The sequence below is a fragment of the Methylobacterium nigriterrae genome (assembly GCF_037106235.1).
GTDB classification, from domain to species: domain Bacteria; phylum Pseudomonadota; class Alphaproteobacteria; order Rhizobiales; family Beijerinckiaceae; genus Methylobacterium; species Methylobacterium nigriterrae.
The window spans coordinates 1-23,125 of sequence record NZ_JBAWTG010000041.1 but is presented as its reverse complement, the minus strand read 5'-3'; the positions used below and the strand labels follow the sequence as shown (position 1 = coordinate 23,125).

18 protein-coding genes and 1 pseudogene are annotated in these 23,125 nt (G+C 69.4%); 9 read left to right on the top strand and 10 right to left on the bottom strand.

What is annotated here, in order from left to right:
* Window positions 1-20 precede the first annotated feature (20 nt).
* Together WDW90_RS20150 and WDW90_RS20145 are read right to left on the bottom strand one after the other, a co-directional pair.
* Window positions 21-1,856: a CHASE2 domain-containing protein gene (locus tag WDW90_RS20150; RefSeq protein ID WP_336489254.1), complete on the bottom strand. Its 1,836-nt coding sequence runs from the start codon at window positions 1,854-1,856 to the stop codon at window positions 21-23.
* Complete coding sequence (locus WDW90_RS20145) at window positions 1,856-2,404, bottom strand: FecR domain-containing protein (protein WP_336489253.1); 549 nt, start codon at window positions 2,402-2,404, stop codon at window positions 1,856-1,858. Before WDW90_RS20145 ends, WDW90_RS20150 begins: the two co-directional genes overlap by 1 nt.
* Before the next feature lie 313 nt (window positions 2,405-2,717).
* On the opposite strand from WDW90_RS20145, the gene selA reads away from it, so the two are divergent.
* Complete coding sequence (gene selA, locus WDW90_RS20140; protein WP_336489252.1) at window positions 2,718-4,130, top strand: L-seryl-tRNA(Sec) selenium transferase; 1,413 nt, start codon at window positions 2,718-2,720, stop codon at window positions 4,128-4,130.
* Window positions 4,131-4,206: 76 nt separating this feature from the next.
* On the opposite strand, the gene WDW90_RS20135 is transcribed toward selA, so the two are convergent.
* Window positions 4,207-4,449 carry a hypothetical protein gene (locus tag WDW90_RS20135; protein ID WP_336489251.1) on the bottom strand — a complete coding sequence of 81 codons (243 nt, stop codon included), beginning with the start codon at window positions 4,447-4,449 and terminating at the stop codon, window positions 4,207-4,209.
* A 318-nt stretch (window positions 4,450-4,767) separates the two neighbouring features.
* Here WDW90_RS20135 and WDW90_RS20130 point away from each other — a divergent pair, with 318 nt between their 5' ends.
* Both WDW90_RS20130 and WDW90_RS20125 read left to right on the top strand, forming a co-directional pair.
* Complete coding sequence (locus WDW90_RS20130) at window positions 4,768-5,466, top strand: sigma-70 family RNA polymerase sigma factor (RefSeq protein ID WP_336489249.1); 699 nt, start codon at window positions 4,768-4,770, stop codon at window positions 5,464-5,466.
* Window positions 5,467-5,638: 172 nt separating this feature from the next.
* Window positions 5,639-7,024, top strand: a complete 1,386-nt coding sequence (locus WDW90_RS20125) for a TAXI family TRAP transporter solute-binding subunit (protein WP_336489247.1) — start codon at window positions 5,639-5,641, stop codon at window positions 7,022-7,024.
* A 284-nt stretch (window positions 7,025-7,308) separates the two neighbouring features.
* Here the strand turns inward: WDW90_RS20125 and WDW90_RS20120 are convergent, their stop codons facing one another.
* Entirely contained in the window at window positions 7,309-7,569 is a 261-nt protein-coding gene (locus WDW90_RS20120) for a DUF6894 family protein (RefSeq protein WP_336489246.1), read from the bottom strand.
* A gap of 396 nt (window positions 7,570-7,965) precedes the next feature.
* Window positions 7,966-9,048 (bottom strand): HD-GYP domain-containing protein, encoded by a 1,083-nt coding sequence (locus WDW90_RS20115; protein WP_336489245.1) that lies wholly within the window; start codon window positions 9,046-9,048, stop codon window positions 7,966-7,968.
* Between the two features lie 425 nt (window positions 9,049-9,473).
* On the opposite strand from WDW90_RS20115, the gene WDW90_RS20110 reads away from it, so the two are divergent.
* The 5 genes from WDW90_RS20110 (at window position 9,474) to WDW90_RS20090 (ending at window position 13,522) form a co-directional block, all read left to right on the top strand.
* Entirely contained in the window at window positions 9,474-9,944 is a 471-nt protein-coding gene (locus WDW90_RS20110; RefSeq protein WP_336489244.1) for a MarR family winged helix-turn-helix transcriptional regulator, read from the top strand.
* Entirely contained in the window at window positions 9,941-11,959 is a 2,019-nt protein-coding gene (locus WDW90_RS20105; RefSeq protein WP_336489243.1) for an FUSC family protein, read from the top strand. Before WDW90_RS20110 ends, WDW90_RS20105 begins: the two co-directional genes overlap by 4 nt.
* Window positions 11,956-12,165, top strand: a complete 210-nt coding sequence (locus WDW90_RS20100; RefSeq protein ID WP_336489242.1) for a DUF1656 domain-containing protein — start codon at window positions 11,956-11,958, stop codon at window positions 12,163-12,165. Before WDW90_RS20105 ends, WDW90_RS20100 begins: the two co-directional genes overlap by 4 nt.
* The gene (locus WDW90_RS20095) at window positions 12,162-13,103 is read left to right on the top strand and encodes an efflux RND transporter periplasmic adaptor subunit (RefSeq protein ID WP_336489241.1); all 942 of its coding nucleotides are present in this window, start codon (window positions 12,162-12,164) and stop codon (window positions 13,101-13,103) included. The genes WDW90_RS20100 and WDW90_RS20095 overlap by 4 nt, the downstream gene beginning before the upstream one ends.
* Window positions 13,104-13,279: 176 nt before the next feature.
* Window positions 13,280-13,522 (top strand): hypothetical protein, encoded by a 243-nt coding sequence (locus WDW90_RS20090; RefSeq protein ID WP_336489240.1) that lies wholly within the window; start codon window positions 13,280-13,282, stop codon window positions 13,520-13,522.
* A 197-nt stretch (window positions 13,523-13,719) separates the two neighbouring features.
* Here WDW90_RS20090 and fdhF read toward each other — a convergent pair whose 3' ends face one another.
* From fdhF to WDW90_RS20070, 4 genes are all read right to left on the bottom strand, one after another.
* Complete coding sequence (fdhF, locus tag WDW90_RS20085; protein WP_336489269.1) at window positions 13,720-16,491, bottom strand: formate dehydrogenase subunit alpha; 2,772 nt, start codon at window positions 16,489-16,491, stop codon at window positions 13,720-13,722.
* Between the two features lie 310 nt (window positions 16,492-16,801).
* Window positions 16,802-18,520, bottom strand: coding sequence for an NAD(P)H-dependent oxidoreductase subunit E (locus WDW90_RS20080; RefSeq protein WP_336489239.1), 1,719 nt, complete (start codon window positions 18,518-18,520; stop codon window positions 16,802-16,804).
* Between the two features lie 540 nt (window positions 18,521-19,060).
* Window positions 19,061-19,381, bottom strand: coding sequence for a hypothetical protein (locus WDW90_RS20075; protein WP_336489238.1), 321 nt, complete (start codon window positions 19,379-19,381; stop codon window positions 19,061-19,063).
* Window positions 19,382-19,986: 605 nt separating this feature from the next.
* Entirely contained in the window at window positions 19,987-20,679 is a 693-nt protein-coding gene (locus WDW90_RS20070) for a GntR family transcriptional regulator (RefSeq protein WP_336489237.1), read from the bottom strand.
* Window positions 20,680-21,327: 648 nt separating this feature from the next.
* On the opposite strand from WDW90_RS20070, the gene oxlT reads away from it, so the two are divergent.
* Window positions 21,328-22,605, top strand: a complete 1,278-nt coding sequence (gene oxlT / locus WDW90_RS20065) for an oxalate/formate MFS antiporter (protein ID WP_336489236.1) — start codon at window positions 21,328-21,330, stop codon at window positions 22,603-22,605.
* A gap of 422 nt (window positions 22,606-23,027) precedes the next feature.
* Here oxlT and WDW90_RS20060 read toward each other — a convergent pair.
* Window positions 23,028-23,125 (bottom strand): annotated as a pseudogene (locus WDW90_RS20060) (succinate--CoA ligase subunit alpha); the annotation flags it as partial.

Below are 23,125 nucleotides of genomic sequence, written 5' to 3'. Positions count from 1 at the left end.
GCGTCGAAGAGTGACCGGCCTCACCGGTAGGCGATCGCGACTGGCTCCTGACGCCCGCGGATCGGGACGGACAGATGGCCCGTGAAGGTGTCGCATTCCGGCCCTCCTGCCGCCGACACGAGCGCCTGGCTCGCCACCAGCGGCACGCCGAGATCCTTCGCGACTTCCATCAGGCGGCTGGCGACATTGACGGTGTCGCCCGTCACCGTGATGTGCTGGTAGTCGGCCGCGCCGAGGCGCGAGACCACGACCTCGCCGTGATGCGCGCCGACCCGCAGATCGAGCGCGCCGCCTTCGGGCGCCTCCTCGGAGAACCAGCGGCGTAGGCGCGGAACGAGCGCGCAGGCGGCCGCGAGCGCCCGGTGCGCGTCGTCCGGCCGGGGCTCGGGCAGGCCGAACACGCTCATGGCGCCATCGCCCATGAAGCTCATCACGGCACCGCCGTGCCGGGCGATCTCGTCGCCCAGACAGATCTGGAAGCCTTTGAGGAAAGCTTGGGTCCGGCGCGGGCCGAGCCGCTCACTCAGCTGCGTGAAGCCTCTCAGATCGCAGAACACGACCGCGGCGGACTGCGCCCGCGGCTCGGCCAGGAAGGCCGGGTCCCGCTCGATCCGGTCCGCGAGAGCCGGCGGATGAAAGGCCCGGAGCGCCTCCTCGGCGCTGGCGAGCCGCTGGGCGGCACGGCGGTCCAGCACCAGGCGGCCCGTAATCGCGACGAGCGCGACCGGCGCCATCGCCACGATGGGACCTGTCGCGCTGAGCCAGATGCCGGCTGCGAAGGCTGCCAGCGTGAGACCGAGCCAGGCCGCCGCCGCCAGGGCGACCAGCGCGCATCCGAGGGCGGGGGGCGCGAGGGTCAGGGCGAGGGCGGCTCCGATGCCGAGGGTCAGCGCCGCGGCGGCGTCGAGGCGCCGGACGGCGCGGTCGCGCACGAGGCCGTCGCCCGTGGCGAGGTGGCCGATCGCCGTCGCCAGCACCTCGACGCCCGGCAACACGGGGTCGTAGGGACTCGCGAAGGTGTCGCCGCCGCCCAAAGCCGTCGCGCCGATCAGCACGATACGGCCGCGGATCGCGTCCGGCCCGACCTCGCCGCGCAGAACCGAGACGGCGCTGAGCGAGCGGATCGTCCCGCGCGGGCCGTAATAGCGCAGGGGCAAGTTGAGGCCGAGATCAGGGCGTACCGTGACGGTCCCGACGGTCAGCCGCCCCGCCGCCAGGACCGGCTCGGCTGCCGCCGCCCGGGCGGCCACGAGAAGCGCGAAGGACGGCAGCAGGGCGTCGCCGGTCCGGATCAACAGCGGCACGTGGCGCGGCGTGCCGCCGTGATCGGTCGCGAGATTCACGAGCCCGAACGCGGTCGCCTGCCGGAAGCGCTCTGTCGGCTCGATCACCTGCTCGGCGGCCTCGACCTCGCCGCGCGGGGCCGCGCCGTCCGGGCCGGGGCGGCCGAACTGGGCAGCCCCCGCGATGATGGAGCCGCTGTCCTTCAGGGCCTCGGCGAGCGCCCGGTCCTCCGCCTCCGGCCCGGGATCGAGGAACAGGATGTCGAGGCCGAGCGCCCGCGGCCCGAGGCGCGACAGGGTCTGGAGAAGGCGCGCGATCATGGCCCGCGGCAGGGGATAGGTTTTGGCCGCGCGGATCGCCGCGTCGTCGAGGGCGACGATGACGAGGTCGGGCGGCGCCGGGCGCTGTCCGGCCAGGGCGAAGCGCAGATCGAGCAGCGGTGCCTCGATCCGGTCGAGGACGGTCGATCGCCCCTCCATGTGCCAAGATCCTACGAGGGCCGCCACGACCAGCGCTAGTGCCAGCGAGGCCGCGCAATGCGCGGCGCGCGCGAGCCGGAGCGCGTCGGGCATCAGCGGCCGAAGCGGGCCAGCAGCCCGGCGGCGCGCTCGCGGCCCCATTGCTTGACATCGAGCGGACCGCCGTCCGCATCCACGTCGACCCCGTCGCCCGCCCGCAGGGTGACGGCCTGCCCCTGCGGCCGCTGGACCGCGACCACCCCGGTCTGAACGAAAACCGAGGTCCGGCGCGGCACCACGTCGACGGCCCAGACCGTGCCGCGCACCGAGGCGATCGCGTGCGGCGTCAGGATCTGGAAGCCGCCCCGGCGCGGCGGGGCCTCGATCAGGAGGCCGCCGCTCGTCAGTTCCGCGCCGTCCGGCCGGCCGTCCCCGTTGCGGTCGAGGAGGCGATAGGCGCTCCTGGCTTCCGCGCTCACCGTCACGCCGCCTGCGCAGGACAGGACCTGACGCGGCGGGTCCGTGAAGGGCGTGACGGTGCAGCCGCGCGTCTGAGCGGTCGCGGATACCGAGCTCCAGAGGATGGCGGCCAGAACGGCGGCCCCGAGCCGGAGGCGCCGGCGCGGTTGCAGGATCGGGAGATGCGCGAGGGCAGCAGCCATGCCGACTGATCCCGTGGGGCCATGCCGATGATGCGGGCGCTGACGGTCCCGGGACGCGGCCGGCGACGCCGTGCGCCCTCGGCATGGGGCAATCCGGTACTTTGGGCAGGCGCGATCGGGCGCGCAACTCAGAGCAGAGGAAGTGCGCGCCTTCGTGCGGAATGGACCGTCCTGCGGGCCGGAGCGACGGCTGTGCTGCGCCCGGCCGTCGGCAGCCGTGGCGAGCCTCATCGGTGGACATCGCGCTGCCGTGTACCGAGTGCGGGAAAGAGCCGTCTCGTAGGCGCGGCGCCTTCGCTCTATCGTGCCGGCGATGACGAATGCCGTGATGCCGCCCGCAGCGCCTCCGACCCGCCCGCGGCTCCCCTCCGTCGAGCGTCTGCTCGGCGAACCGGATGCGGACGGCGCGATCCGGGCCTTTGGCCGCAGCGCCGTGACGGACGCGATCCGGGCCGTGCTGGCCGATGTCCGCGAGGGACGCGCGGCGGAGGCCGATCCCGCCGGCCTGCTTGCCCGGGCGGCAGTGAGGCTGCGGGACGAGAACCGGCCCTCACTGCGGCCGGTCTTCAATCTCACCGGCACCGTGCTGCACACCAACCTCGGCCGGGCCCTGCTTCCTCCGGAAGCGGCCGAGGCTGTTGCCGCCGTGATGACCCGGCCCTCGAACCTCGAGTTCGATCTCGGCCGGGGCGAGCGGGGCGAGCGCGACGCACATGCCGAGGCCCTGATCTGCCAGCTCACCGGCGCGGAAGCCGCCATCGTCGTCAACAACAACGCGGCCGCCGTCCTCCTTGTGCTCAACGCCCTGGCGATGGGTCGCGAGGTCGTCGTCTCGCGGGGCGAGCTCGTCGAGATCGGCGGTTCCTTCCGGATCCCCGACGTGATGGCGCGCGCGGGCTGCCGCCTGCGCGAGGTCGGCACGACCAACCGCACGCATCTGCGCGACTATGCCGAGGCGATCGGTCCGCGCACCGGTCTGGTCATGAAGGTGCATCCGAGCAATTACGCGATCCAGGGCTTCACCGCCGAGGCCGACGAGGCCGAGCTCGGCGGTCTCTGCCGCGAGCGAGGCGTGCCCTTCGCGATCGATCTCGGCAGCGGCAGCCTGATCGACCTCGCCCGCTACGGCCTGCCGCCGGAGCCAACCGTCACGGCGACGCTGGCGCGGGCCGACATCGTCACCTTCTCGGGCGACAAGCTCCTCGGTGCGGTCCAGGCGGGCGTGGTCGCGGGGCGGCGCGACCTCGTGGCGAGAATCCGCCGGAACCCTCTGAAGCGGGCGCTGCGCGTCGACAAGATGACCTACGCGGCGCTGGAGGCGACCTTGCGCCTCTACCTTCATCCCGAAAGGCTGGCCGAGCGCCTGCCCACGCTCCGCCTCCTCACCCGCGAAGCCGGCGCGATCCGCGCCCAGGCCGAGCGTCTTCTGCCCGCCCTGACGTCTCGGTTGGGTGACCGGGCCCGCGTCGCGGTCGAGCCTTGCACGAGCCAGATCGGCTCCGGCGCTCTGCCGGTCGAGACAATGCCGAGCGCCTGCCTGGCGCTCCAGCCGCCGGGGGAGGGGGGCAGAGGCAGCGGAGCCTGGCTCAAGCGCCTCGCCGGGCTGCTGCGGGCCTGCCCGGTGCCGGTGATCGGCCGCATCGCCGACGGCGCCTTACGCCTCGACCTGCGCACCCTGGAAGACGAGGCGGAATTCCTCGCCCAGTTCGATAGGCTGCCGCTCTGATGCTCGCCGCGCAAAGACGCGGCCGCGACGCTTCCGGGCGTCGCGGCCGCGTCGTGATCGCCGAGGGACCGCCCCGTCAGTTGCAGCCTTCCTTGCGGACAGTCTTGGAATTGCCCATGCCGTCCTCCTTGTGAACGGTCTTCGAGCCGCAATCGACGCTGCCCGTCGTGACGTCCCGGCGTTCGACCACGCCTTCGCGGTGCTCGACCGCGACGCTCGGCCCGGAATCGCGATGGACGACCGTTGTCTCGGCCATCGAGTCTGCCGAGAAACCGGCCACGGCCGCAAACGCGATGCCAGCGATGAGTACATGACGCATGTGAGATGCTCCTGAATCTGAATTGGAGCAAAAACGCTGGTCTCGTCATCCCGTTCCACTCGAATCGTATCAGCGAATACGATCGAATTTGTGCCGATTTGATTGTGCGGTAATGAATTTCTCAAGATCGACTTGCGCCCATCGCAACTCGCTTCGGGCGCGCGCCTGGCCGGCCTTCCCGAAACCGGCCGGGGAACTCCGCCTTTGCCAGGGTATGACAAAACAATATCCTGGTTCCTGAGAGTATCCTAAGAAGGCTCGCTCCCTGCTTCGGCGGCCCCGCCGCAAGGGAGTCGAGATGATGCCGGGACAGACGCCATGATGAACGCCGTAGCGACGCACCCGAACCGCGGATCCGTCCCGGTTGAAGGCGCGACCGCCTTGCGGGAATCCCTTGCCACTTCCCTTCGGGCCTATTTCAGCCTCGCGCAGGCGGAGACGCTTCCCGAGCGCCTGACCCGCCTCGTCGAGCGATTCGAATCCGCGCTGCGGACGAAGGGCGAGACCGCGACGCCCGATTTCCGGGACGGGTTGATGCGGGCCATGCCGGCCTTGCGCACCTTCGCGCTCTCGCTCACCGGCAACGCGACCCGCGCGGACGACCTCCTGCAGGAGACGCTGGTGAAGGCCTGGGCCAACCATCATCGCTTCCAGCCCGGCACACAGCTGGTCGCCTGGCTGTTCACCATCATGCGCAACCAGTTCTACTCGGAGATGCGCAAGGCCAAGCGCGAGGTCGAGGACGCCGACGGCAGCCATGCAGGTCGGCTGACATCGACGCCGGACCAGGAAGACGTCTGCGCACTGAAAGGGCTCTACGCCAAGCTCGAGATGCTGCCGACCGCCCAGCGCGAGGCGCTGCTGCTTGTCGGGGCCGAGGGCTACACCTACGAGGAGGTAGCCGACCTCGTCGGGTGCCGGGTCGGCACCGTGAAGAGCCGGGTCAGCCGGGCCCGAGCCCAGCTCGCCGGCCTGATGGGCTTCGACGACGCCGCGGCCGCCGCCGAAGCGATGTAGGCGGCCGGGCCTCCCGTCGTCCTGGCTGCAGCGACGCGGTCGACTGGCCGGAGACCCTTCCCGGCCCGATCGCCGGACCTACGCGGCGGCCGATCGCAACCGGGATCCGATCCGGAGCGTTGCGCACGAGCGGGCGCGGGTCGGGTCCCGCGATCGGACGAGGCTTCGGGCGATGCCCAATCTGTTGCGGCGGGAGGTCGCCTTTCTCGTCGCCGCCGTGGTCCTGGCGCTGGCAGCCGCGGGCGTCTTCTACGTCTCGCGCGCGACCACGCTGACCATCGCGGTCGCCCCGAGCGGTGGCACCGAGCCGGCGCTGCTCAAGGCCTACGCTGACGCGCTAGCAACCTGGCACAAGCCCGTCCGGCTCAAGGTCCTTTCCTTCGACGGCGTGCGCGAATCAGCCGAGGCGCTTGAATCGGGCAAGGCCGATCTCGCCGTCGTGCGGCCGGACGTGGCGATGCCCGAGAACGGGCTCACGCTGGCGATCCTGCGCGAGCAGGCGGCGCTCGTGGCTGCTCCCGAATCCGCGGGGATCAAGGCTATCCCCGACCTCGCCCGCAAGCGCCTCGGCGTCATCGCCGAGCGCGGGGCCGACCGCTCGCTCGTCAAGAATCTCGTCGAGCATTACGGGCTCACGCTCCTCGCCGACGCTCCGACCGGTCCGGTGCCGCCCCGGAGCGTCGCCCTCGTCCCGGTGGAGGACGAGGATCTCGCCAAGGCCTTCGCGGAGAAGCGCATCGACGCGCTGGCGCTGGTGACGACGCCGACGACCCCGGCGGCGATGCGCCTCATCGGTCTCGTCCAGGGCGCGAGCCGCAACCGCCGGATCAGCCTCGTCGGCGTGGCCGACGGGGCGGCACTCATCGAGCGCCTGCCGCGGCTCCAGGCGGTCACCGTCACGGCGGGCCTGTTCGGCGGCAACCCGAAGCTGCCCGAGGACGATGTCGTCACCGTCGGTGCCTCCTACCGCCTGATGGCACGTTCGAACCTCTCCCGGAGCGTCGCGGCGGAAGTGACCCAGTACCTGTTCGAGATGCGCACCCGCCTCTCCGACACCGTGCCGGCCGCCAATTACCTCCACGCCCCGAGCTACGAGTCCACGGTTGCGGCCACGAGCGCGCGCCTGCCGATCCATCCGGGCGCTATCGATTACTACGAGCGTGAGCAGGAAGGCTTCATTGACCGCTACGAGACCTGGATCTACCTCGTCGCGTTCCTCGGCGGCGGCATCGGCTCGGCGCTCGCCTGGCTGCGCCAGCGCGTGTTCCGGCTCCGTCGCGAGCGCATCGGCGTCGCGACGGACCGCCTCCTCGAGATCCAGGCCGAGGTTTCGGGCGGGGCCGATGCGGCCAAGCTGGAGGCGCTCGCGGGCGAGATCGACGATCTCGCCGCGGAGGTCGTGCGCTACGCCCTCGATAAGCCGACCGAACTGCGCACGATCGGCGCGGCCGCGATGGCGGTCGACGCCGCGCGCTCGACCGTGGCGCGCAAGGCCGCGGGCGGCGCGACGACGGCGCCCCGGCCGACGCCGAAGCCCGGCCTCCGGGCGGTCGAGTGAGCGAGCGCCAAGCGCCTGCATCTCCTGACTTTTGATAAGGACGCGCGCGGGCCGCGGGCGCAGTTTCGGTCCTCGACCCGAACATTGCCCAGGAGCCGGCCATGAGCCTGATGACCCGGATTCGCGATCCGATGATCAACGATGCTCAGGGGACGATCATCGTCAGCGCTGTGATCCTGGTGGCCCTCGGCTGCCTGCTGCTCGGCCTGTTCTGACAGCGCGAGCAGGGGAGCCCGTGCAAGCGATGCAGGGGCCGCCCGAGGTCCCGCGGGCTCGGCGAAAGTTCAGGCCGCCTCGATATGCTCGCTGGCGACGAGCCAGTGCGTCGAAAGACGAAGCGAGGCGCTCATCACGATCTGATCAGTCTTGTTTCGCACATCGATCCGCAGATCTTGGTTCATGTACCGCTGCGGATGATCGGCCGCGATCTCGCACAGGGCCGAAAGAGCTTTCTCGGAGATCGCGCTCCTGTCTGAACAGTCCGATCCCTCGTCGTCGTGAGTCGAGAGCGATGATGTGATGAAGTCAAAGAAGTATCGGGCCATGTGATGACCTCTCACGATTCTGTCGTGCTGGGAGGGTATTTGTTCAAGACGCCCGGAGGCCGGGTGTTGGGTTCACTGTATGGCCGAGCAGACGGCGCAATGCAATATGCCCAAGATGTATGGATCAGTACCTATCGGCCTGCCGCGAAGGCTTCGCGGCCGTCCAGAATACTGATGTTTTTCTAGAAAAACCGCCTGCCGCAATCGGTTAGCTTCGTGTTCTCAACCGGTCTGCCCGATCGCAAAAAATTCGTTGCCGACGGACGGCGTCGACATGCCATGCTGGGCCGCGACGCCTGTGTCTTTCGAGCCACGCGCTGCACCCTCACGGACCGCGGGAGCGAACGGCGTACGGTGTGAGTCGGCGGGGTCCGACGGTGATTCGGCCTGAGTCGGTCAGCGCCAGTCGCCGGCCGTGGTGCGGGCGATGATCGGCGCGAAGGCGTGCATCAGCGTCCGGTCGAGCTGGCCGCGCATGCCCGTCATCACGGTGACGGCTTCGGTGACGCTGAGGGGAGCGCGGTAGGCCCGACGCTCCGTGAGCGCCGAGAAAATGTCGCAGATCGTCACGATGCGCACGAGATCGCTGATCTGCACGCCCGCAAGCCCGTCCGGATAGCCGCTGCCGTCGAGCTTCTCGTGATGGTGGCGCACGACGGCGATGATCTCGGGCGCGAATCCGCCCTGCGCGAGGAGCAGGTCCGCGCCCAGCCTGGCGTGGTCGCGCATCAGGGCCGTTTCGTCCGGCGTCAGCGGGCCGGGCTTGTTCAGGATCGCAGCCGGGATCTTGGACTTGCCGATATCGTGCAGGAGCGCCGCCTTGGTGAGGCGCAGATGATCGTCGCGCGAGAGGCCGATCTCGTCGCCGAAGGCCGCCGCGTAGCCGGACACGCTCAAGGTGTGCTGGTAGACCTGCGCGTCGTGCTTCCAGATGACGTCGAGCCAGGCGCGGATGCCCGTCTCCGAGACGGCCTCGAGCACCGTCTCGGTGCCCCTGTCGGCATCGGCGTCGCGCACGCCCCGCCCGGCCGCGGCGGTGAAGAACAGTTCCGTGACGAGGCCGGTGGCCGCCACGGCCCGGGCCTCCAGGCGCCGCGTCCGTTCCGTGCAGGCCCGCGCAGCTTGCCCGATCATGTCGAGCACCTTCGCCAGCACGGTGTCGCGCGGGGTCGTCGCGGGCAGGATCCGGTGGCTGTCGGAAAGCGTCGCGGGATCGACGCGCCTGCCTCCGGCATCCCGCAGCAGTGTCAGGCAGGGTACCGCGCCGTCGCGGGTGCGTTGATCGAGGCTCGCGAGGGACGCGGCATTGCCGGGTTGCCGCTCATCGAGATCGAGGATGACGAGGAGCGGGCGCTCGGCCGGCAGCGCCGCGCCCGGCGTCAGGCAGGTGCAGGTCACCATCCGCTCGACGCCGCCGGCCAGGCCGCGCATCTGCGACGGCCTGTCGGTGACGAGAAGAACGAAGGAATCCTGCCTCATCGCAAGCGATCCGGCCCATTTGTGAGCCAAGTGCCACGGCCTCTTCGCTCGGTAAACGATCGGATGACCCTACCGGAAAAATTGTAAGTTAATCGTTTCTTCGCGGTTCATACGCGAGGGCGCCGTACGTTGTCGAACGCCGAATTTTGGTTTCGCGCATGCCGGTCGGCCTTGTGCGAACAGGACGGTTAACGGCCGCGCAATCAACTTGGCCGAACCGCATCGGATACTCGGCCGCCGATAATAAACGCCTAGGTTGCATTGCTCGCCGGTTGTCGGAGGCCATGCGGTCCCTGCGGCAGCTTCGGCGGGATCGCCGCTCCACACGCCGCACAAATCACTTGCATTCAAAAAAGTAGCATGCTAACAATTCGCATCATATCAATATCCGACCCTGGCCGCGCGGCCGGTCCGATGGAACCGTGATGTCCGCCGAACTCCACCGGCTTCGCCGAGCCTACACCCTGGCGCTGTTGCAGGCCGGACGCCTGTGGCGGCGCGCGGCCGACGCCGTGGTCGACCGGCACGGCCTTTCGGATGCCACCGCGCTGCCGCTCCTGTTGATCGGCCGGCTCAGCGAGGAGCCCCGGCAGGCGACGCTGGCGGAGGCGGTCGGCGTCGAGGGGCCGACCCTGGTGCGCCTTCTCGACCAGCTCTGCGCCGCCGGCCTCATCGCGCGGCGCGAGGATCCCACCGACCGGCGCGCCAAGGTGCTCGCGCTGACGGAGGCAGGCCGGATCGCGGTCGCGGCGATCGAGGCCGAGCTCGAGACCCTGCGCGCGACCGTCTTCGCGGGGATCAGCGCGGCGGACCTCGAGGCGAGCTTGCGGGTCTTTCAGGCGCTGCAGGACTACACGCGCGGCGAGCAAGCACGCGGCGAGGGGCGCCTGTCGTGACGCTCCCCGGTCACCAGGCCTGGATCTTCTCGGCCAAGACCTTCGCGGCGGCGATGCTGGCCCTCGTCCTGGCGCAGACCTTCGATCTGCCGCGGCCCTACTGGGCGGTCGCGACCGTCTACATCACGAGCCAGCTCCTCGCCGGGGCGACGCGCTCGAAGGCGGTTTACCGCGTCGGCGGCACCCTTCTGGGCGCGGTCGCGGCGGTTGTCTTCGTGCCGAACCTCGTCAACGCGCCGGAGCTGCTCTGCCTCGCCGTCGCGCTCTGGGTGGGGCTCTGCCTCTACCTCTCGCTTCTCGACCGGACGCCGCGCAGCTACCTGTTCATGCTGGGCGGCTACACGGCGGCGCTGATCGGGTTCCCGGCGGTGGCCGAGCCGCAGGCAATGTTCGAGACCGCGGTGGCGCGCGCGGAGGAGATTACCCTCGGGATCCTGTGCGCGAGCCTCGTCTCCACCCAGGTCCTGCCTCGGCCCGTTGCGCCGGTGGTCGCGGCCCGGCTCGACGCGTGGCTCGGCGACGCCCGCCGGCTTGCGCTCGCGGCCTTCGAAGGACGTGCCGATCCCGACGCCGGCCCTGTGCGCCTCGCCGCCGACGCGGTGGCGCTCGAGGCCTTCGCGACGCATCTCGCCTACGATTCCGGGGCGCGCCCGGGCGCGGTGCGGGCGCTGGCAGCGCTCCGCCAGCACATGCTGATGTTCCTGCCGATCCTGTCTGCCATCGCAGATCGCGTCGCGGCCCTGGAGGCCGGCGGCGGTCTCGACCGGGCCGGTCGGCGCGTGCTGGCCGATCTCGGCGCTTGGCTGCGGATGGGCGGCACGGATCCGGACGAGGCTCGGCGCCTCGCGAGAATGGCCGCCGACGCGGCGCCGCCGCATCCCGCCACCTGGGACGAACTGCTGCGCGCGAGCCTGATGCTGCGCCTGCGCGATTTCATCGACCTGCGCCAGGATATCCGCGCGCTGCGCCGCGAGGTTCTCGACGGTCGCACCACGCGTGTGCCTCCCGCCTTCCGGCATCTCGCCGCTCCGGGCCATGTACGCCACCGCGACCACGGCATGGCGCTCCGCTCGGCCCTCGGCGTCACGGCGACGATTCTGCTGACCTGCGCGATCTGGATAGCGACGGGCTGGCCCGACGGCTCTGGCGCCCCCATGATGGCGGCGGTCGCCTGCTGCTTCTACGCGACCCTGGACGATCCGGCGCCGGCCATCATGGGCTTCGCCACCTCGGCGATCATCGGCGCGGCGGTCGGCGGCCTCTACCTGTTCGCGCTCCTGCCGCTCGCCACCAACATCGAGAGCGTGATCCTCCTGCTGATGCCGGCCTATCTCGTCTGCGGCGCGCTGATGCAGGAGCCTCGCACCGCGCCGCTCGCGACCGGCGCGGCCGTGAACGGCTCGACCCTGCTCGCGCTGCAGTCGACCTACAGCGCGGACTTTCCCGCCTTCGCCAACGCGGCGGTCGCCGTCATCGTCGGCATGTGGGTGGCGGCCCTGGTGACGCGGCTGCTGCGCTCGGTCGACGCCGGCTGGAGTGCCCGCCGCCTCCGGCTTCGAAACCGCGCGACGCTGCTCGGCGCGGCGCGCAGGGTGGGTTACCGCGACGGAGCCGGTCTCTCGGCCCTGATGCTCGATCGGCTCGGCCTGCTGGCCCCGCGCCTCGTGGCGCTCCCGCCCGACGATCTCGCCGGCACCGCCGACCTCGTCGCCGAAGTGCGGGCCGCCATGAACCTTGCCGAATTGCGCCGGGGCCGCTCTCGCCTGCCGGCCGGGGCGCGCAGGGCCGTCGACCGTGTCCTCGACGGGCTGCCCGATCACGCGGCCGGAAACACGCGCCCGCTCCTCGGCTGGATCGACGCGGCGCTCGATGCGACGGCGCCCGGGCCGGGCACCGACGAGCCTTGCGGCGAGGCGTGCCTCGGTCTCGTCGGCCTGCGCCGCGCGCTCTTCCCCGACGCGTTGCCCTACCGGGCCTGCGCGCGCGATCCCGAGCCCCTGGAGAGGGCGGCATGAGCGGCGACCTCGACCTCTACGGCATCTTCATGCCGAGCCTCGCGGCCGCGATGCTGGCGGCCTTCCTGATCGGCCTGCCGGTGCGGGGCGGGCTTGCCCGGATCGGCCTCTATCGGCTCGTCTGGCATCGGCCGCTCTTCGATCTCGCCCTCTATGTCCTGCTGCTCGGAGGGATCGTCACCCTCTTGCCCCAAGTCGTTCCATGACCCGGATCCTCGCCCAGACCCTGCGCGTCCTCGTCACGCTAGGCCTCATCGCTCTCGCGGTGCCGGTCGGGCTCGGCCTGTGGGACTATTACATGGAGGCGCCCTGGACCCGCGACGGACGGGTGCGCGCCGACGTGGTCGCGGTCGCTCCCGACGTCTCGGGCCTCGTCACCGAGGTGCTGGTGCGGGACAACCAGGAGGTCCGCCGGGGCGACGTCCTGTTCCGCATCGACCCCGAGCGCTTCCAGGTCGCCCTGCGGCAGGCCGAGGCACAGGTTGCGGGCCGGCGCGCCGCGGCCAGGCAGACGGAAGCGGATGACGAGCGCTACCGCAAGCTCAGCGACAACGCGGTCACGCAGCAGAAGCTGGAACTCGCCCGGGCCGCGGCCGAGCAGGCGAGGGCCGCCTATGACGGCGCCGTGGCCGACCGCGATCTCGCCAGGCTGAACCTCGACCGCTCCACGGTGCGCGCGCCGGTGAACGGCCGCATCACCAATCTCGACCTGCGGCCAGGCGCCTACGTCTCGGTCGGGCGTGGGGTGACGGCCCTCGTCGATAGCGACACCCTGCGGGTCGAGGGCTATTTCGAGGAAACGAAGCTGCCGCGCATTCAGGTCGGCGACCCGGTCGGGGTCCGGCTGATGGGCGAAGCCGTCCCGTTGCACGGGCACGTCGAGAGCATCGCGGGTGGGATCGAGGATCGCGAGCGTGGTGCCGGTGCGACGCTGCTCGCCAACGTCAACCCGACCTTCGCTTGGGTCCGGCTCGCCCAGCGGGTGCCGGTGCGGATCACGCTCGATGCGGTGCCCGATGAGCTGCGGCTCGTGGCCGGCCGCACCGCGACCGTGACGGTGGAACCGGGGACAAGGGTCCGGCCCGCCGGTCTCGCCGATCTCTGGCACCGGCTCACGGCACGCTTGGGGCGCACGGTCGGCTGAGCGTCGGGTTTACAGGGCCTTAGCGAAGTCGCGACAAACTGCGCGGCATGACCGAGCTGCCGTTCTCCCTTGACCGCGACCAAGACGCCTTCGACTTCTCGTGGCCCGCGCCAGCGCAATGTTCGGCCATGCTGCCGCGATCCGGACTGCTGCCGCGGTCCGACGAGGCCGTGGACATGCCCCGCCGCAGCCCGGTGCGCCGTCGCCTCCTGCGCTGGTTCGCAGCGCAGATTGCCGCGAGTGCCTGGCTGACCACCTGCGTGGCCTACGCGATGGCGCCCGCCACCCTGAAGCCGCTGCCCGACGATATGACCTACGCGCTGCGCTTCAGCCGCGCCGACGAGGCGCCCCACCCGCTTCCGGCCTCGCTTCAGGACGGCTTCCGCCTGCGCCTGAGCTTCGTCGACGGCGCCGAGTAAACGGCTCGAGACCCCGCGCCCGCGCTGTCCGCCCGCGCCGGAGGCTCATGGTCCCAGGGATCGCGAACGGCGCCCGAAGGTGACGCCGATGCTCCCCAAGCCGCGGCCGAGACGAGGGGCATCGGCCGAGGCCATGCCCGACACCCTCGCAAAGATCCCGCAGATCATCGGCCTGCGGGATCTTCCGCTGAAGCGGCCTATTCCGCGGCGATCTGGGCCTCCAAGGCCGGTGAGACGCGCGCCGCGCAGAACTTGAACTCCGGGATCTTGCCCATCGGGTCCAGCGCCGGGTTGGTCAGCAGGTTCGCCGCGGCCTCGGCGTAGCAGAATGGCATGAAGATGAACCCATCCGGCACGTCGCGGTCGGAGCGGACCTTGACGTTGACGGCGCCGCGGCGCGTCTCGAGGCGCATCGTGTCGCCGGGTTCGAGGCCGAGCCGGTACAGCTCGCGCGGTGCCATGAAGGCCACCGCCTCGGGTTCCAGCGCATCGAGCACGCCGGCGCGCCGCGTCATCGAGCCCGTGTGCCAGTGCTCCAGCACGCGGCCCGTGGAGAGCACCATCGGGAACTCGGTGTCGGGCACCTCGTCCGGCGGCACGATGTTGGCGGGCACGATCTTGGCCCGGCCGCTCTCGGTCGGGAAGCCGGCATAGAAAATGATCTCGTTGCCGGGCTGGTCGGGCGCGTCCACCGGATAGGTCACGGCGCCCTCGCGCTCCAGGCGCTCCCAGGTGATGTTGTTCAGCGAGGGCATCACCTGCGCCATCTCGTTGAACACGTCGGCCGGGCTCTCGTAGGTCCAGGACAGGCCCATCCGGTTGGCGATCTCCTGGATGATCCACCAATCCTGGCGCGCGTCGCCGGGCGGCGGCACCACCGGCCGGGCGATCTGCACGCGCCGATCGGTGTTGGTGAAGCTGCCCGCCTTCTCGGCGAAGGCCGAGGCCGGCAGCACCACGTCGGCGTGGAAGGCGGTCTCGGTCAGGAACAGGTCCTGCACGACGAGATGGTCGAGCATGGCGAGCGCGTGGCGGGCATGGTTGAGGTCCGGGTCCGACATTGCCGGGTTCTCACCCTCGACGAACATGCCGCGGATCGAGCCGGCATGGATCGCCCGCATGATCTCGACGACCGTGAGGCCTGCCTTGCGGTCGAGGGACTGACCCCAGAAATTCTCGAACAGCTCCCGCACAGCCGCCTTCTCGACGGATTGATAGTCCGGGTAGACCATCGGGATGAGGCCGGCGTCGGAGGCGCCCTGCACGTTGTTCTGCCCGCGCAGGGGGTGGAGTCCGGTGCCCGGCCGGCCGATCTGGCCGGTGGTGAGCGCGAGCGCGATCAGGCAGCGGGCATTGTCGGTGCCGTGGACGTGCTGGCTGACGCCCATGCCCCAGAAGATGATCGAGGCGCGCGACCGGGCGTAGAGCCGGGCGACGTCCCGCAGGGTCTCGGCGTCGATGCCACAGACGGGGGCCATCTTCTCCGGGGTGAAGTCGTGGATGCGCTCCTTCAGCGCCTCGAAGTTCTCCGTGTAGCCGGCGATGTACTGCTCGTCGTAGAGGCCTTCCTCGACGATGACGTTGAGCATCGCGTTGAGCATCGCCACGTCCGAGCCCGGCTTGAAGGCGAGGTGTTTGTAGGCGTGGCGCGACAGGACCTGACGGCGCGGGTCCATGATGATCAGCTTGGCGCCGCGCTCCTTGACGGCGTTCTTGATGAAGGTCGCGGCGACCGGGTGGTTCACAGTCGGGTTCGCCCCGATCACGACGATCACCTCGGCGTCGAGAGCCGCCGAGAACGGCGCCGTCACCGCGCCGGAATTCAGGCCCTCCATCAGGGCAGCGACCGACGAGGCGTGGCAGAGGCGCGTGCAATGGTCGACGTTGTTCGAACCGAAGCCGAGGCGCACGAGCTTCTGGAAGAGGTAGGCCTCCTCGTTCGAGCCCTTGGCGGAGCCGAAGCCGGCCAGCGCGCGGGGGCCGTGCGTGTCGCGGATGCTCCTGAGGCCGCCGGCCGCCCGGTCGAGGGCCTCTTCCCAGGTGGCTTCGCGGAAATGCGTCCAGGGGTTGGCCGGATCCACCTGGTCGTTGGCATCCTTCGCGACGCCGTCGAGGCGGATCAGCGGCTTCGTGAGACGGTGCGGGTGGTGGACGTAGTCGAAGCCGAAGCGGCCCTTGACGCAGAGCCGGTTATGGTTGGCCGGGCCGTCGCGGCCTTCCGCGTAGACGATCTTCTCGTCCTTGACCTTGTACGAGAGCTGGCAGCCGACGCCGCAATAGGGGCACAGCGAGTCGACCTCGCGGTCGGGATAGACCGTGCGGGTCTGGTTCTCGTCGAGATAGGCCGAGGGCATCAGGGCGCCGGTCGGGCAGGCCTGGACGCACTCGCCGCAGGCGACGCAGGTCGACTGGCCCATCGGGTCGTCGAAGTCGAATACCACCTTGGCGTCGGCCGAGCGGTAGGCCATGCCGATCACGTCGTTGACCTGGACCTCTCGGCAGGCGCGGACGCAGAGGTTGCACTGGATGCAGGCGTCGAGATTGACGCTCATGGCCGGGTGGCTGACGTCGGCCTCCCAGCGCTCGGCGGCCGGGAAGCGGCTCTCGGCGATCTCCAAATGGTCGGCCTGGTGCCAGAAATGGGAGTCCGGGTCATGGGAGGTCTCGCGGGCCGGCTGGTCGGCGACGAGAAGCTCCATCACCATGGCGCGGGCCTTCACGGCCCGGTCGCTCTGCGACTTGACCTTCATGCCGACGCCCGGGACGCGCTTGCAGGAGGCCGCCAGCACGCGCTCGCCCTCGATCTCGACCATGCAGGCGCGGCAATTGCCGTCCGGCCGATAGCCCGGATCGGGCTTGTGGCAAAGATGCGGGATATGGGTGCCGAGTCGCTGAGCGACCTGCCAGATCGTCTCGCCAGGGCGTGCCTCGATCTGCTCGCCGTCGAACTCGAACACGACGCCCGGAATGCCGGCCGGGATGTTCCTGAGGCCGAGCGTCCCGCTCGCGGCGGGGCCGGCCTGTCCGCCGGACTTCGCGCCCTGCGAGTAGGCGCCCCCGGTCGCCGGCCGCGTGCCATCTCCGCCCGCGTCCTGCGGCCCGGTCGGGCCCTTGACCAGGGGATCGGTGCCGCTCGGGTTGCTGTTCTGCGTGCCGCTGCTCATCAGGTTCCGCTCCCGCCCTCCGGCCTGCCTGGCTGCGCCGGCGGCGAAGGGTTGTGTGTCACGCGGCCGCGTCCGTGGCGGCCGTCTCGGGCGATGGTCGTTCCGCGTCCCGGCCTCACTCCGCCGCCATCGGGCGCGGCGTGGGGAAGAGGTCCGGGAAGTACTTGATTACGCTCGTCAGCGGATTCGAGGCCGCCTGGCCCAGGCCGCAGATCGAGGCGTCACGCATGCATTGCGAGAGTTCGCCGAGAAGGTCGGTGTCCCAGATCCCGTTCTCCATCAGCATCCGGGCCTTCTGCGTGCCGGCCCGGCAGGGCGTGCACTGGCCGCAGGATTCGTCCTCGAAGAAGCGCATCAGGTTGAGGGCCGCGCCCTGCACGTCGTCGCGGTCCGAGAGGATCACGACGGCGGCCGAGCCGATGAAGCAGCCGTACTTCTCGAGCTTCCCGAAATCGAGCGGGATATCGCCCATCGAGGCCGGCAGGATGCCGCCCGAGGCGCCGCCCGGCAGGTAGGCCGCGAAGCTGTGGCCGTCGGCCATGCCCGCGCAATACTCGTCGATCAGCTCCTGCACGGTGATGCCGGCCGGCGCCAGCTTCACGCCGGGCTCCTTCACCCGGCCCGAGACGGAGTAGGAGCGAAGACCCACGCAGCCGTTGCGGCCGTGGCTCTTCCACCATTCCGCCCCGCGCTCGATCAGGTCGCGCACCCAGAACAGCGTCTCGACGTTGTTGATGAGCGTCGGGCGGCCGAACAGGCCGACCTGGAACGGGAAGGGCGGCTTGTGCCGCGGCAGGCCGCGCTTGCCCTCAAGCGACTCGATCAGCGACGATTCCTCGCCGCAGATATAGGCTCCCGCGCCGCGCCGCAGGTGGATGCGTGGACCGCCGGCGGGCAGCTTGGCGATCTCGCGGGCGAGGATCTGGCGGGCGATCGGGTACTCGTCGCGGATGTAGAGGTAGATGTCCTCGGCCTCGACCACGTGGGCGCCGATCAGCGTGCCCTCGAGGAAGCGGTGCGGGTCGGTGTTGAGGTAGAGCTGGTCCTTGAAGGTGCCGGGCTCGCCCTCGTCGCCGTTGACCGCCATCAGCCGCGGGCCCGGCTCGCCGCGGACCGAGCGCCACTTGCGTCCCGTCGGAAAGCCGGCGCCGCCGAGGCCCCGCAGGGCGCCGTCGTCGAGGATCGACAGGATCGCGTCGACGGTGAGATCGCCCGAGCGCAGGCGCTCCAGGCTCTTGTAGCCGCCGCCCGCCACGTAGGCGTCGTAATCGACGTAGTCTGGCAGATGCGCGTGCGTGTCGCCGGCCGAGACCGCCGCCTTGACGCTTGCGACGTCCGCCCGGTGCAGGAAGTTGTGGCCGACCTCCACCGCGGGAGCATGGTCGCAGAGTCCGACGCAGGGCGCGCGCACCACCCGGATGCCGGGCCCGAGCTCGGCCTGGAGCGCGGCCAGAAGCGGCTCCGCACCGTGCATCGCGCAGGTGATGCTGTCGCAGACGCGCACGGTCAGCGCTGGGATGGCCGCCTCGCCCTCCTTCACCACGTCGAAATGGGCGTAGAAGGTCGCCGTCTCGAAGACCTCCGCGAAGGCGAGCCCCATCTCGTCGGCGAGCGCCCCGAGATGCGCGGCGCTGATCTGCCCGTAGGTGTCCTGAATCAGGTGCAGGTGCTCGATCAAGAGGTCGCGCTGGCGCGAGGCGCCGCCCAGCAGCGACTCGATCTCCGCCTTGGCGGTCGGCTCAACCTGGCGCCCCTTCGGCACCGGCCTCGCACGGTCGCGTCCGCGCCCGGGGTGGTCGAACCGCTGAACGCGGGAGATATCGTGCTGGCTCATCCCGCTACTCTAATCTCTGGCATACAAAATACAAGCTATCGGTCGGCTGGGTCGGCGATAGGTGCGGAGTGAGACCGCATCACCGCTTTGTGCAGTGCAAAAACCTGATCCCCTCCGGTCGCAGTTTTCGCGCACGGGGGCATAGCACGGGTTTCAAGGCCCGAGAAGTTTCGCAGGATTTGGCGTACAAGCTCTGCGGACCGAATGATCTCTGCTCGTGCATATCGAAGCAAGACCGCTTTCTGCATTATATCCTTTTGCATCGCCAAAATACCGGCATCATAATGCTGAAACAGGGCTCACATTTATTCCCGATGCAGGTTGGAAGCGTTGAAATCTGCGCCGACGCGCGCCGATAAGGCATCTGAATTTTAATGCATCGCTCAAGTCGGTCCCCCGCGAGCGAAGCCGCGCTTTCCGGTCAAGCATCGAGAAAGGCGAAGGCAAGCCATGACGGCATGGCTGGGCTCGATTTTCTGCATGACCGCGGCGCATTTTTCTGCGGGCGGAAGGACGCGTGGCGGACCGTGCTGCTTCGCATCACTGGCCGCCGAAGGAGCGCAACGGATGCCCGGCTTCCGAGCGATGGGCTACTTCGACCGCACCTGTCCCGGCATTGGCGGACATCAGGCGTGGACCCGCCGCTGCCTCAAGCGACAACTCGAACGCATCGAGGGCCGCGTTGACCCGCGCGACCGCGGCCGGGTCGAGGTTGCCCTCCGGCAGGTCGAGGCCGACGAGGCTGGCCTGCACACGCGCGACGAGTTCCGCCGTGAGCGGAGGCTTAGTCTCCGCCGCATAGGCCTGCGCGATGCGCGCGGCCCAAGATCGATCCGTCCGTTGAATGTCAGCGATGATCATGCGCGCATCCCCCTGCCTCGAGGCGGGGCGCGATCCGAAATCGAGCCCCGGGCACGGTCAACGTCGACAGGTCGCGCTTGTATCCGCAGGAGGTCGCAAGCCGCGGCGGCGTCGCATCGTCGAGGTTGGGACGGCGCACGGTCAAAAAGAAAAGCGCGTCCGTCAGGAGCGCGCTTGAAGGTAGTCCCATGTCTCAGGAAGGACGAATCAAAGCTAGCATTTGTGTATACCAAATACCAGCACTGATTGTGGGTATCGACGCCGATGGCGGCGATGCAAGCCGTTGCTCGCCGATCGCTTGGCTTTTTGACGGAGGCGTCAGGAGCATGAGCGGCACCAGCAGACGGGCATCTCGCTCCGCGCTGCCGATACCGCGAACGCCATCGTCGGCGAGCGGCTCTGCGGCCGACCGTTCCGTTGCTAGGCGACACCGGCGCAACGTCCGGCCGGCGCCGCGATGCCCGAGACTTGGCGCGTCCGCCGTGCGCGTTTGCGGCCCGGAGAGCGGCGGAGGCCGACGCGACGCTCGAACGAAAAGCCCCGGCGGGGGTCCGCCCGCCGGGGCCTTGCGAAGACGACGCAGCCCGAACGGGCCCGGCCAATCCCTACTCCAGGTAGTCGCCGTACATGTTGACGTGGGCGGCGAGGCCGAGGCCGTGCTCGCGCACCAGGCGCTCGGCCAAGTCGCCCTGGCGGGCCTCGAGGGCCTTGATGATCTCGACGTGCTCCTTGATCGACTTCTCGGCCCGTTCACCCTGGCGGAGCGCCGTGTTGCGGATGCCGCGCACGTGCATCAGGAGGTTGCTCGACAGGTCCTGGATGACGTGGCAGTGCCCGAGCGAGATGATCGTCTGGTGGAAGCGGATATTGGCGTCCGAGTACTCGTCGATGTGCTCGGAGGGCTTGCCCTCGTAGAATTCCGGGAAGAGCTCGCGCAGCGACCTCAGCTGCGCGTCCGTGGCGCGCTCGCAGGCAAGCCGGGCCGCCATGCTCTCGAGCGCCGCCCAGGCATGGATCATCCCGACGATCTCCTTCTTCGTCTTCTTGATGACGAAGACGCCGCGCCGGGCTTCCGAGCGGACGAACCCCTCCTGCTCCAGCACCGTCAGGGCCTCGCGCACCGGCGTGCGGCTCACGCCGAGATCCTGCGAGAGCTTGCGCTCGTCGAGCCTTACCTCGTCGGGACGGCCGTAGATGTCCATCTTGGTGATGGCGGCCTTCAGCGCCTCGTAGGCCAGCGTGCGCAGGCTCGAACTCGCGACGATCGGAGTAATGTTGAACTGGTCGCTCTTCACCATCGCTGCACCCAATGACCGTTCCGCGCCTGCCGTGCTCTCGCCCTCGCGCGGTCGCCGAGACCTATCGCAATCAGGCGTGGAGTCCTAGCCGGGCACTCGATTGCACCCGATCCGGTGGTGACCGGCGCCGCGCTCTCCATCCGAAGATCCGCCCGCCTGGCTGCGCACCGGCAAGTTTCTGACCTTATATTGGTATACCAGATACATCGTGTCAAATGATACCTTCGTCGAAGAACGTCCGACGCCTCGTAGCGGCCGAACCCTGGCACGCCCCACCGCGCGAATTCTTCGGCATCCACACTGTTCTGAAGTCGAGCCGAAGCTGACGTCGGCAGGGCACATCAGGCTATGTGTCGATATTGCACGAACCCAATCTGTGCGATGCCAAATTTTCTTGCGCTGCAAAACGAAAATTTTTCACACGTGCAGAGCTATGAGTTTCATCCTGCTTCGCTGCAAATGTCCGAACACAAACGATTGACAGGCCGTCTTTCCTCAGATCAAATAATCCCTGGTATACCGTCGACCTAGGCCGAGGCAAATCGGCTATCCCGGCGGGTTCTTCAAGTACCGGGCATCGTCGCGAGCGCGTGGGGCTGGCGAGGACCCCAGGGACGCCACAAAAACCAACGGTCAGGAGAAACGCCTATGTCAGACACCCGGGAAGGGGCCCCAGTTAGCCGATGGCTTCAACTGGCCTTCGGCGTCATCTGCATGTGCATGATCGCCAACATGCAGTATGGCTGGACATTCTTCGTCAACCCCATGCAGGAGCGTCACGGCTGGGATCGCGCCGCGATCCAGATCGCCTTCACGCTCTTCGTCGTCACCGAAACCTGGCTCGTGCCGATCGAGGGGTGGTTCGTCGATAAGTACGGCCCGCGCATCGTCACGCTGTTCGGCGGCGCGCTCTGCGCCATCGCCTGGGTGATGAACTCCTACGCCACCTCGCTCACTACCCTCTACATCGCCGCGGCGATCGGCGGCACGGGCGCAGGCGCGGTCTACGGCACCTGCGTCGGCAACTCGCTGAAGTGGTTCCCCGACCGGCGCGGCCTTGCCGCGGGCATCACCGCGATGGGTTTCGGCGCCGGTTCGGCGCTCACCGTGGTGCCGATCCAGGCGATGATCAAGTCGCAGGGCTACGAGGCTGCCTTCTTCTACTTCGGCATCGGCCAAGGCCTCATCGTGATGCTGCTCGCCCTGTTCCTCGTTGCCCCGAAAAAGGGCGAGGTGCCGGAAGTGGCGCGCGTCAGCCAGAGCAAGCGCGACTACAAGCCGAGCGAGATGGTGCGCACGCCGATCTTCTGGGTGATGTACGCCATGTTCGTGATGATGGCGGCGGGCGGCCTGATGGCCACCGCGCAGCTCGGCCCGATCGCGAAGGACTTCAAGATCGCCGAGGTTCCGGTCTCGCTCCTCGGCATCACGCTCCCGGCCCTCACCTTCGCGGCGACTCTCGACCGTGTGCTGAACGGCGTGACGCGGCCCTTCTTCGGCTGGGTCTCGGACCATATCGGCCGCGAGAACACGATGTTCCTGTCCTTCGGCATCGAGGGCGTCGGCATCTACGCGCTAAGCGTGTTCGGCCAGGACCCGATCGCCTTCGTGATCCTGACCGGTCTCGTCTTCTTCGCCTGGGGTGAGATCTACTCGCTCTTCCCGGCGACCTGCGGCGACACCTTCGGGTCGAAATACGCGGCGACGAACGCGGGCCTTCTCTACACCGCCAAGGGCACGGCCGCGCTGATCGTGCCCTACACCAGCATCATCACGACCTGGACCGGGAACTGGCACGCGGTCTTCATCGCGGCCGCCGCCCTCAACATCCTGGCGGCCCTGATGGCGGTCTTCGTCCTCAAGCCGATGCGGGCGGCTTACGTGAAGAAGGAGCCTGCGGGTCTCGCGACCGCTCCCGCGCACTGATCGTCCGCGACACAGCCACGATCCCGAACCCGGCGCCCCGCGGCGCCGGGTTTTTTCGTGAAGGGGCGTCGCCGCGCGATCCCGCCCGGCGCATCCCTTCACGCGGACGGCGCGCTCGGGAACAGGCCGGGTTTCGTTGAGCGGCGGGCCGAGCCCTCGGGCGGTAGAGGAGAAAGCCGAGGCCGTCCCCGAGCGGCTGGAGGCCGTCGCCGGCGCCTCGAACGGGGCACGGACGGCGATCCCGGCCGGTTCATCCGAGGCGCGCCCTGCCGCTGTCCCCTCTGATTCGGGCGCCGGCGCCGGCGCCCTTCCGGGCCGCGGGCGCGGTAAGCGAAGGGGGCGGGACGCGTTGCGCGGCCCGTCCCCTTCGGCAATCCGTGATTCGGGCTCCTGCCGCGCGTCGCGGCAGGACAGGGACGACCTCACCCTTTGAGGCGTTCGAGGAGGGTTGCTCCGAGGCGTGCGGGGGAGGGCGAGACGCGGATGCCGGCCGCCTCCATGGCGGCGATCTTGTCCTCGG

Coding starts and splice junctions, on each gene's coding strand:
- WDW90_RS20150 (WP_336489254.1), bottom strand. CDS start 1,856: ATGCCCGACGCGCTCCGGCTCGCGCGCGCCGCGCATTGCGCGGCCTCG.
- WDW90_RS20145 (WP_336489253.1), bottom strand. CDS start 2,404: ATGGCTGCTGCCCTCGCGCATCTCCCGATCCTGCAACCGCGCCGGCGC.
- selA (WP_336489252.1), top strand. CDS start 2,718: ATGACGAATGCCGTGATGCCGCCCGCAGCGCCTCCGACCCGCCCGCGG.
- WDW90_RS20135 (WP_336489251.1), bottom strand. CDS start 4,449: ATGCGTCATGTACTCATCGCTGGCATCGCGTTTGCGGCCGTGGCCGGT.
- WDW90_RS20130 (WP_336489249.1), top strand. CDS start 4,768: ATGATGAACGCCGTAGCGACGCACCCGAACCGCGGATCCGTCCCGGTT.
- WDW90_RS20125 (WP_336489247.1), top strand. CDS start 5,639: ATGCCCAATCTGTTGCGGCGGGAGGTCGCCTTTCTCGTCGCCGCCGTG.
- WDW90_RS20120 (WP_336489246.1), bottom strand. CDS start 7,569: ATGGCCCGATACTTCTTTGACTTCATCACATCATCGCTCTCGACTCAC.
- WDW90_RS20115 (WP_336489245.1), bottom strand. CDS start 9,048: ATGAGGCAGGATTCCTTCGTTCTTCTCGTCACCGACAGGCCGTCGCAG.
- WDW90_RS20110 (WP_336489244.1), top strand. CDS start 9,474: ATGTCCGCCGAACTCCACCGGCTTCGCCGAGCCTACACCCTGGCGCTG.
- WDW90_RS20100 (WP_336489242.1), top strand. CDS start 11,956: ATGAGCGGCGACCTCGACCTCTACGGCATCTTCATGCCGAGCCTCGCG.
- WDW90_RS20095 (WP_336489241.1), top strand. CDS start 12,162: ATGACCCGGATCCTCGCCCAGACCCTGCGCGTCCTCGTCACGCTAGGC.
- WDW90_RS20090 (WP_336489240.1), top strand. CDS start 13,280: ATGCCCCGCCGCAGCCCGGTGCGCCGTCGCCTCCTGCGCTGGTTCGCA.
- WDW90_RS20080 (WP_336489239.1), bottom strand. CDS start 18,520: ATGAGCCAGCACGATATCTCCCGCGTTCAGCGGTTCGACCACCCCGGG.
- WDW90_RS20075 (WP_336489238.1), bottom strand. CDS start 19,381: ATGATCATCGCTGACATTCAACGGACGGATCGATCTTGGGCCGCGCGC.
- WDW90_RS20070 (WP_336489237.1), bottom strand. CDS start 20,679: ATGGTGAAGAGCGACCAGTTCAACATTACTCCGATCGTCGCGAGTTCG.
- oxlT (WP_336489236.1), top strand. CDS start 21,328: ATGTCAGACACCCGGGAAGGGGCCCCAGTTAGCCGATGGCTTCAACTG.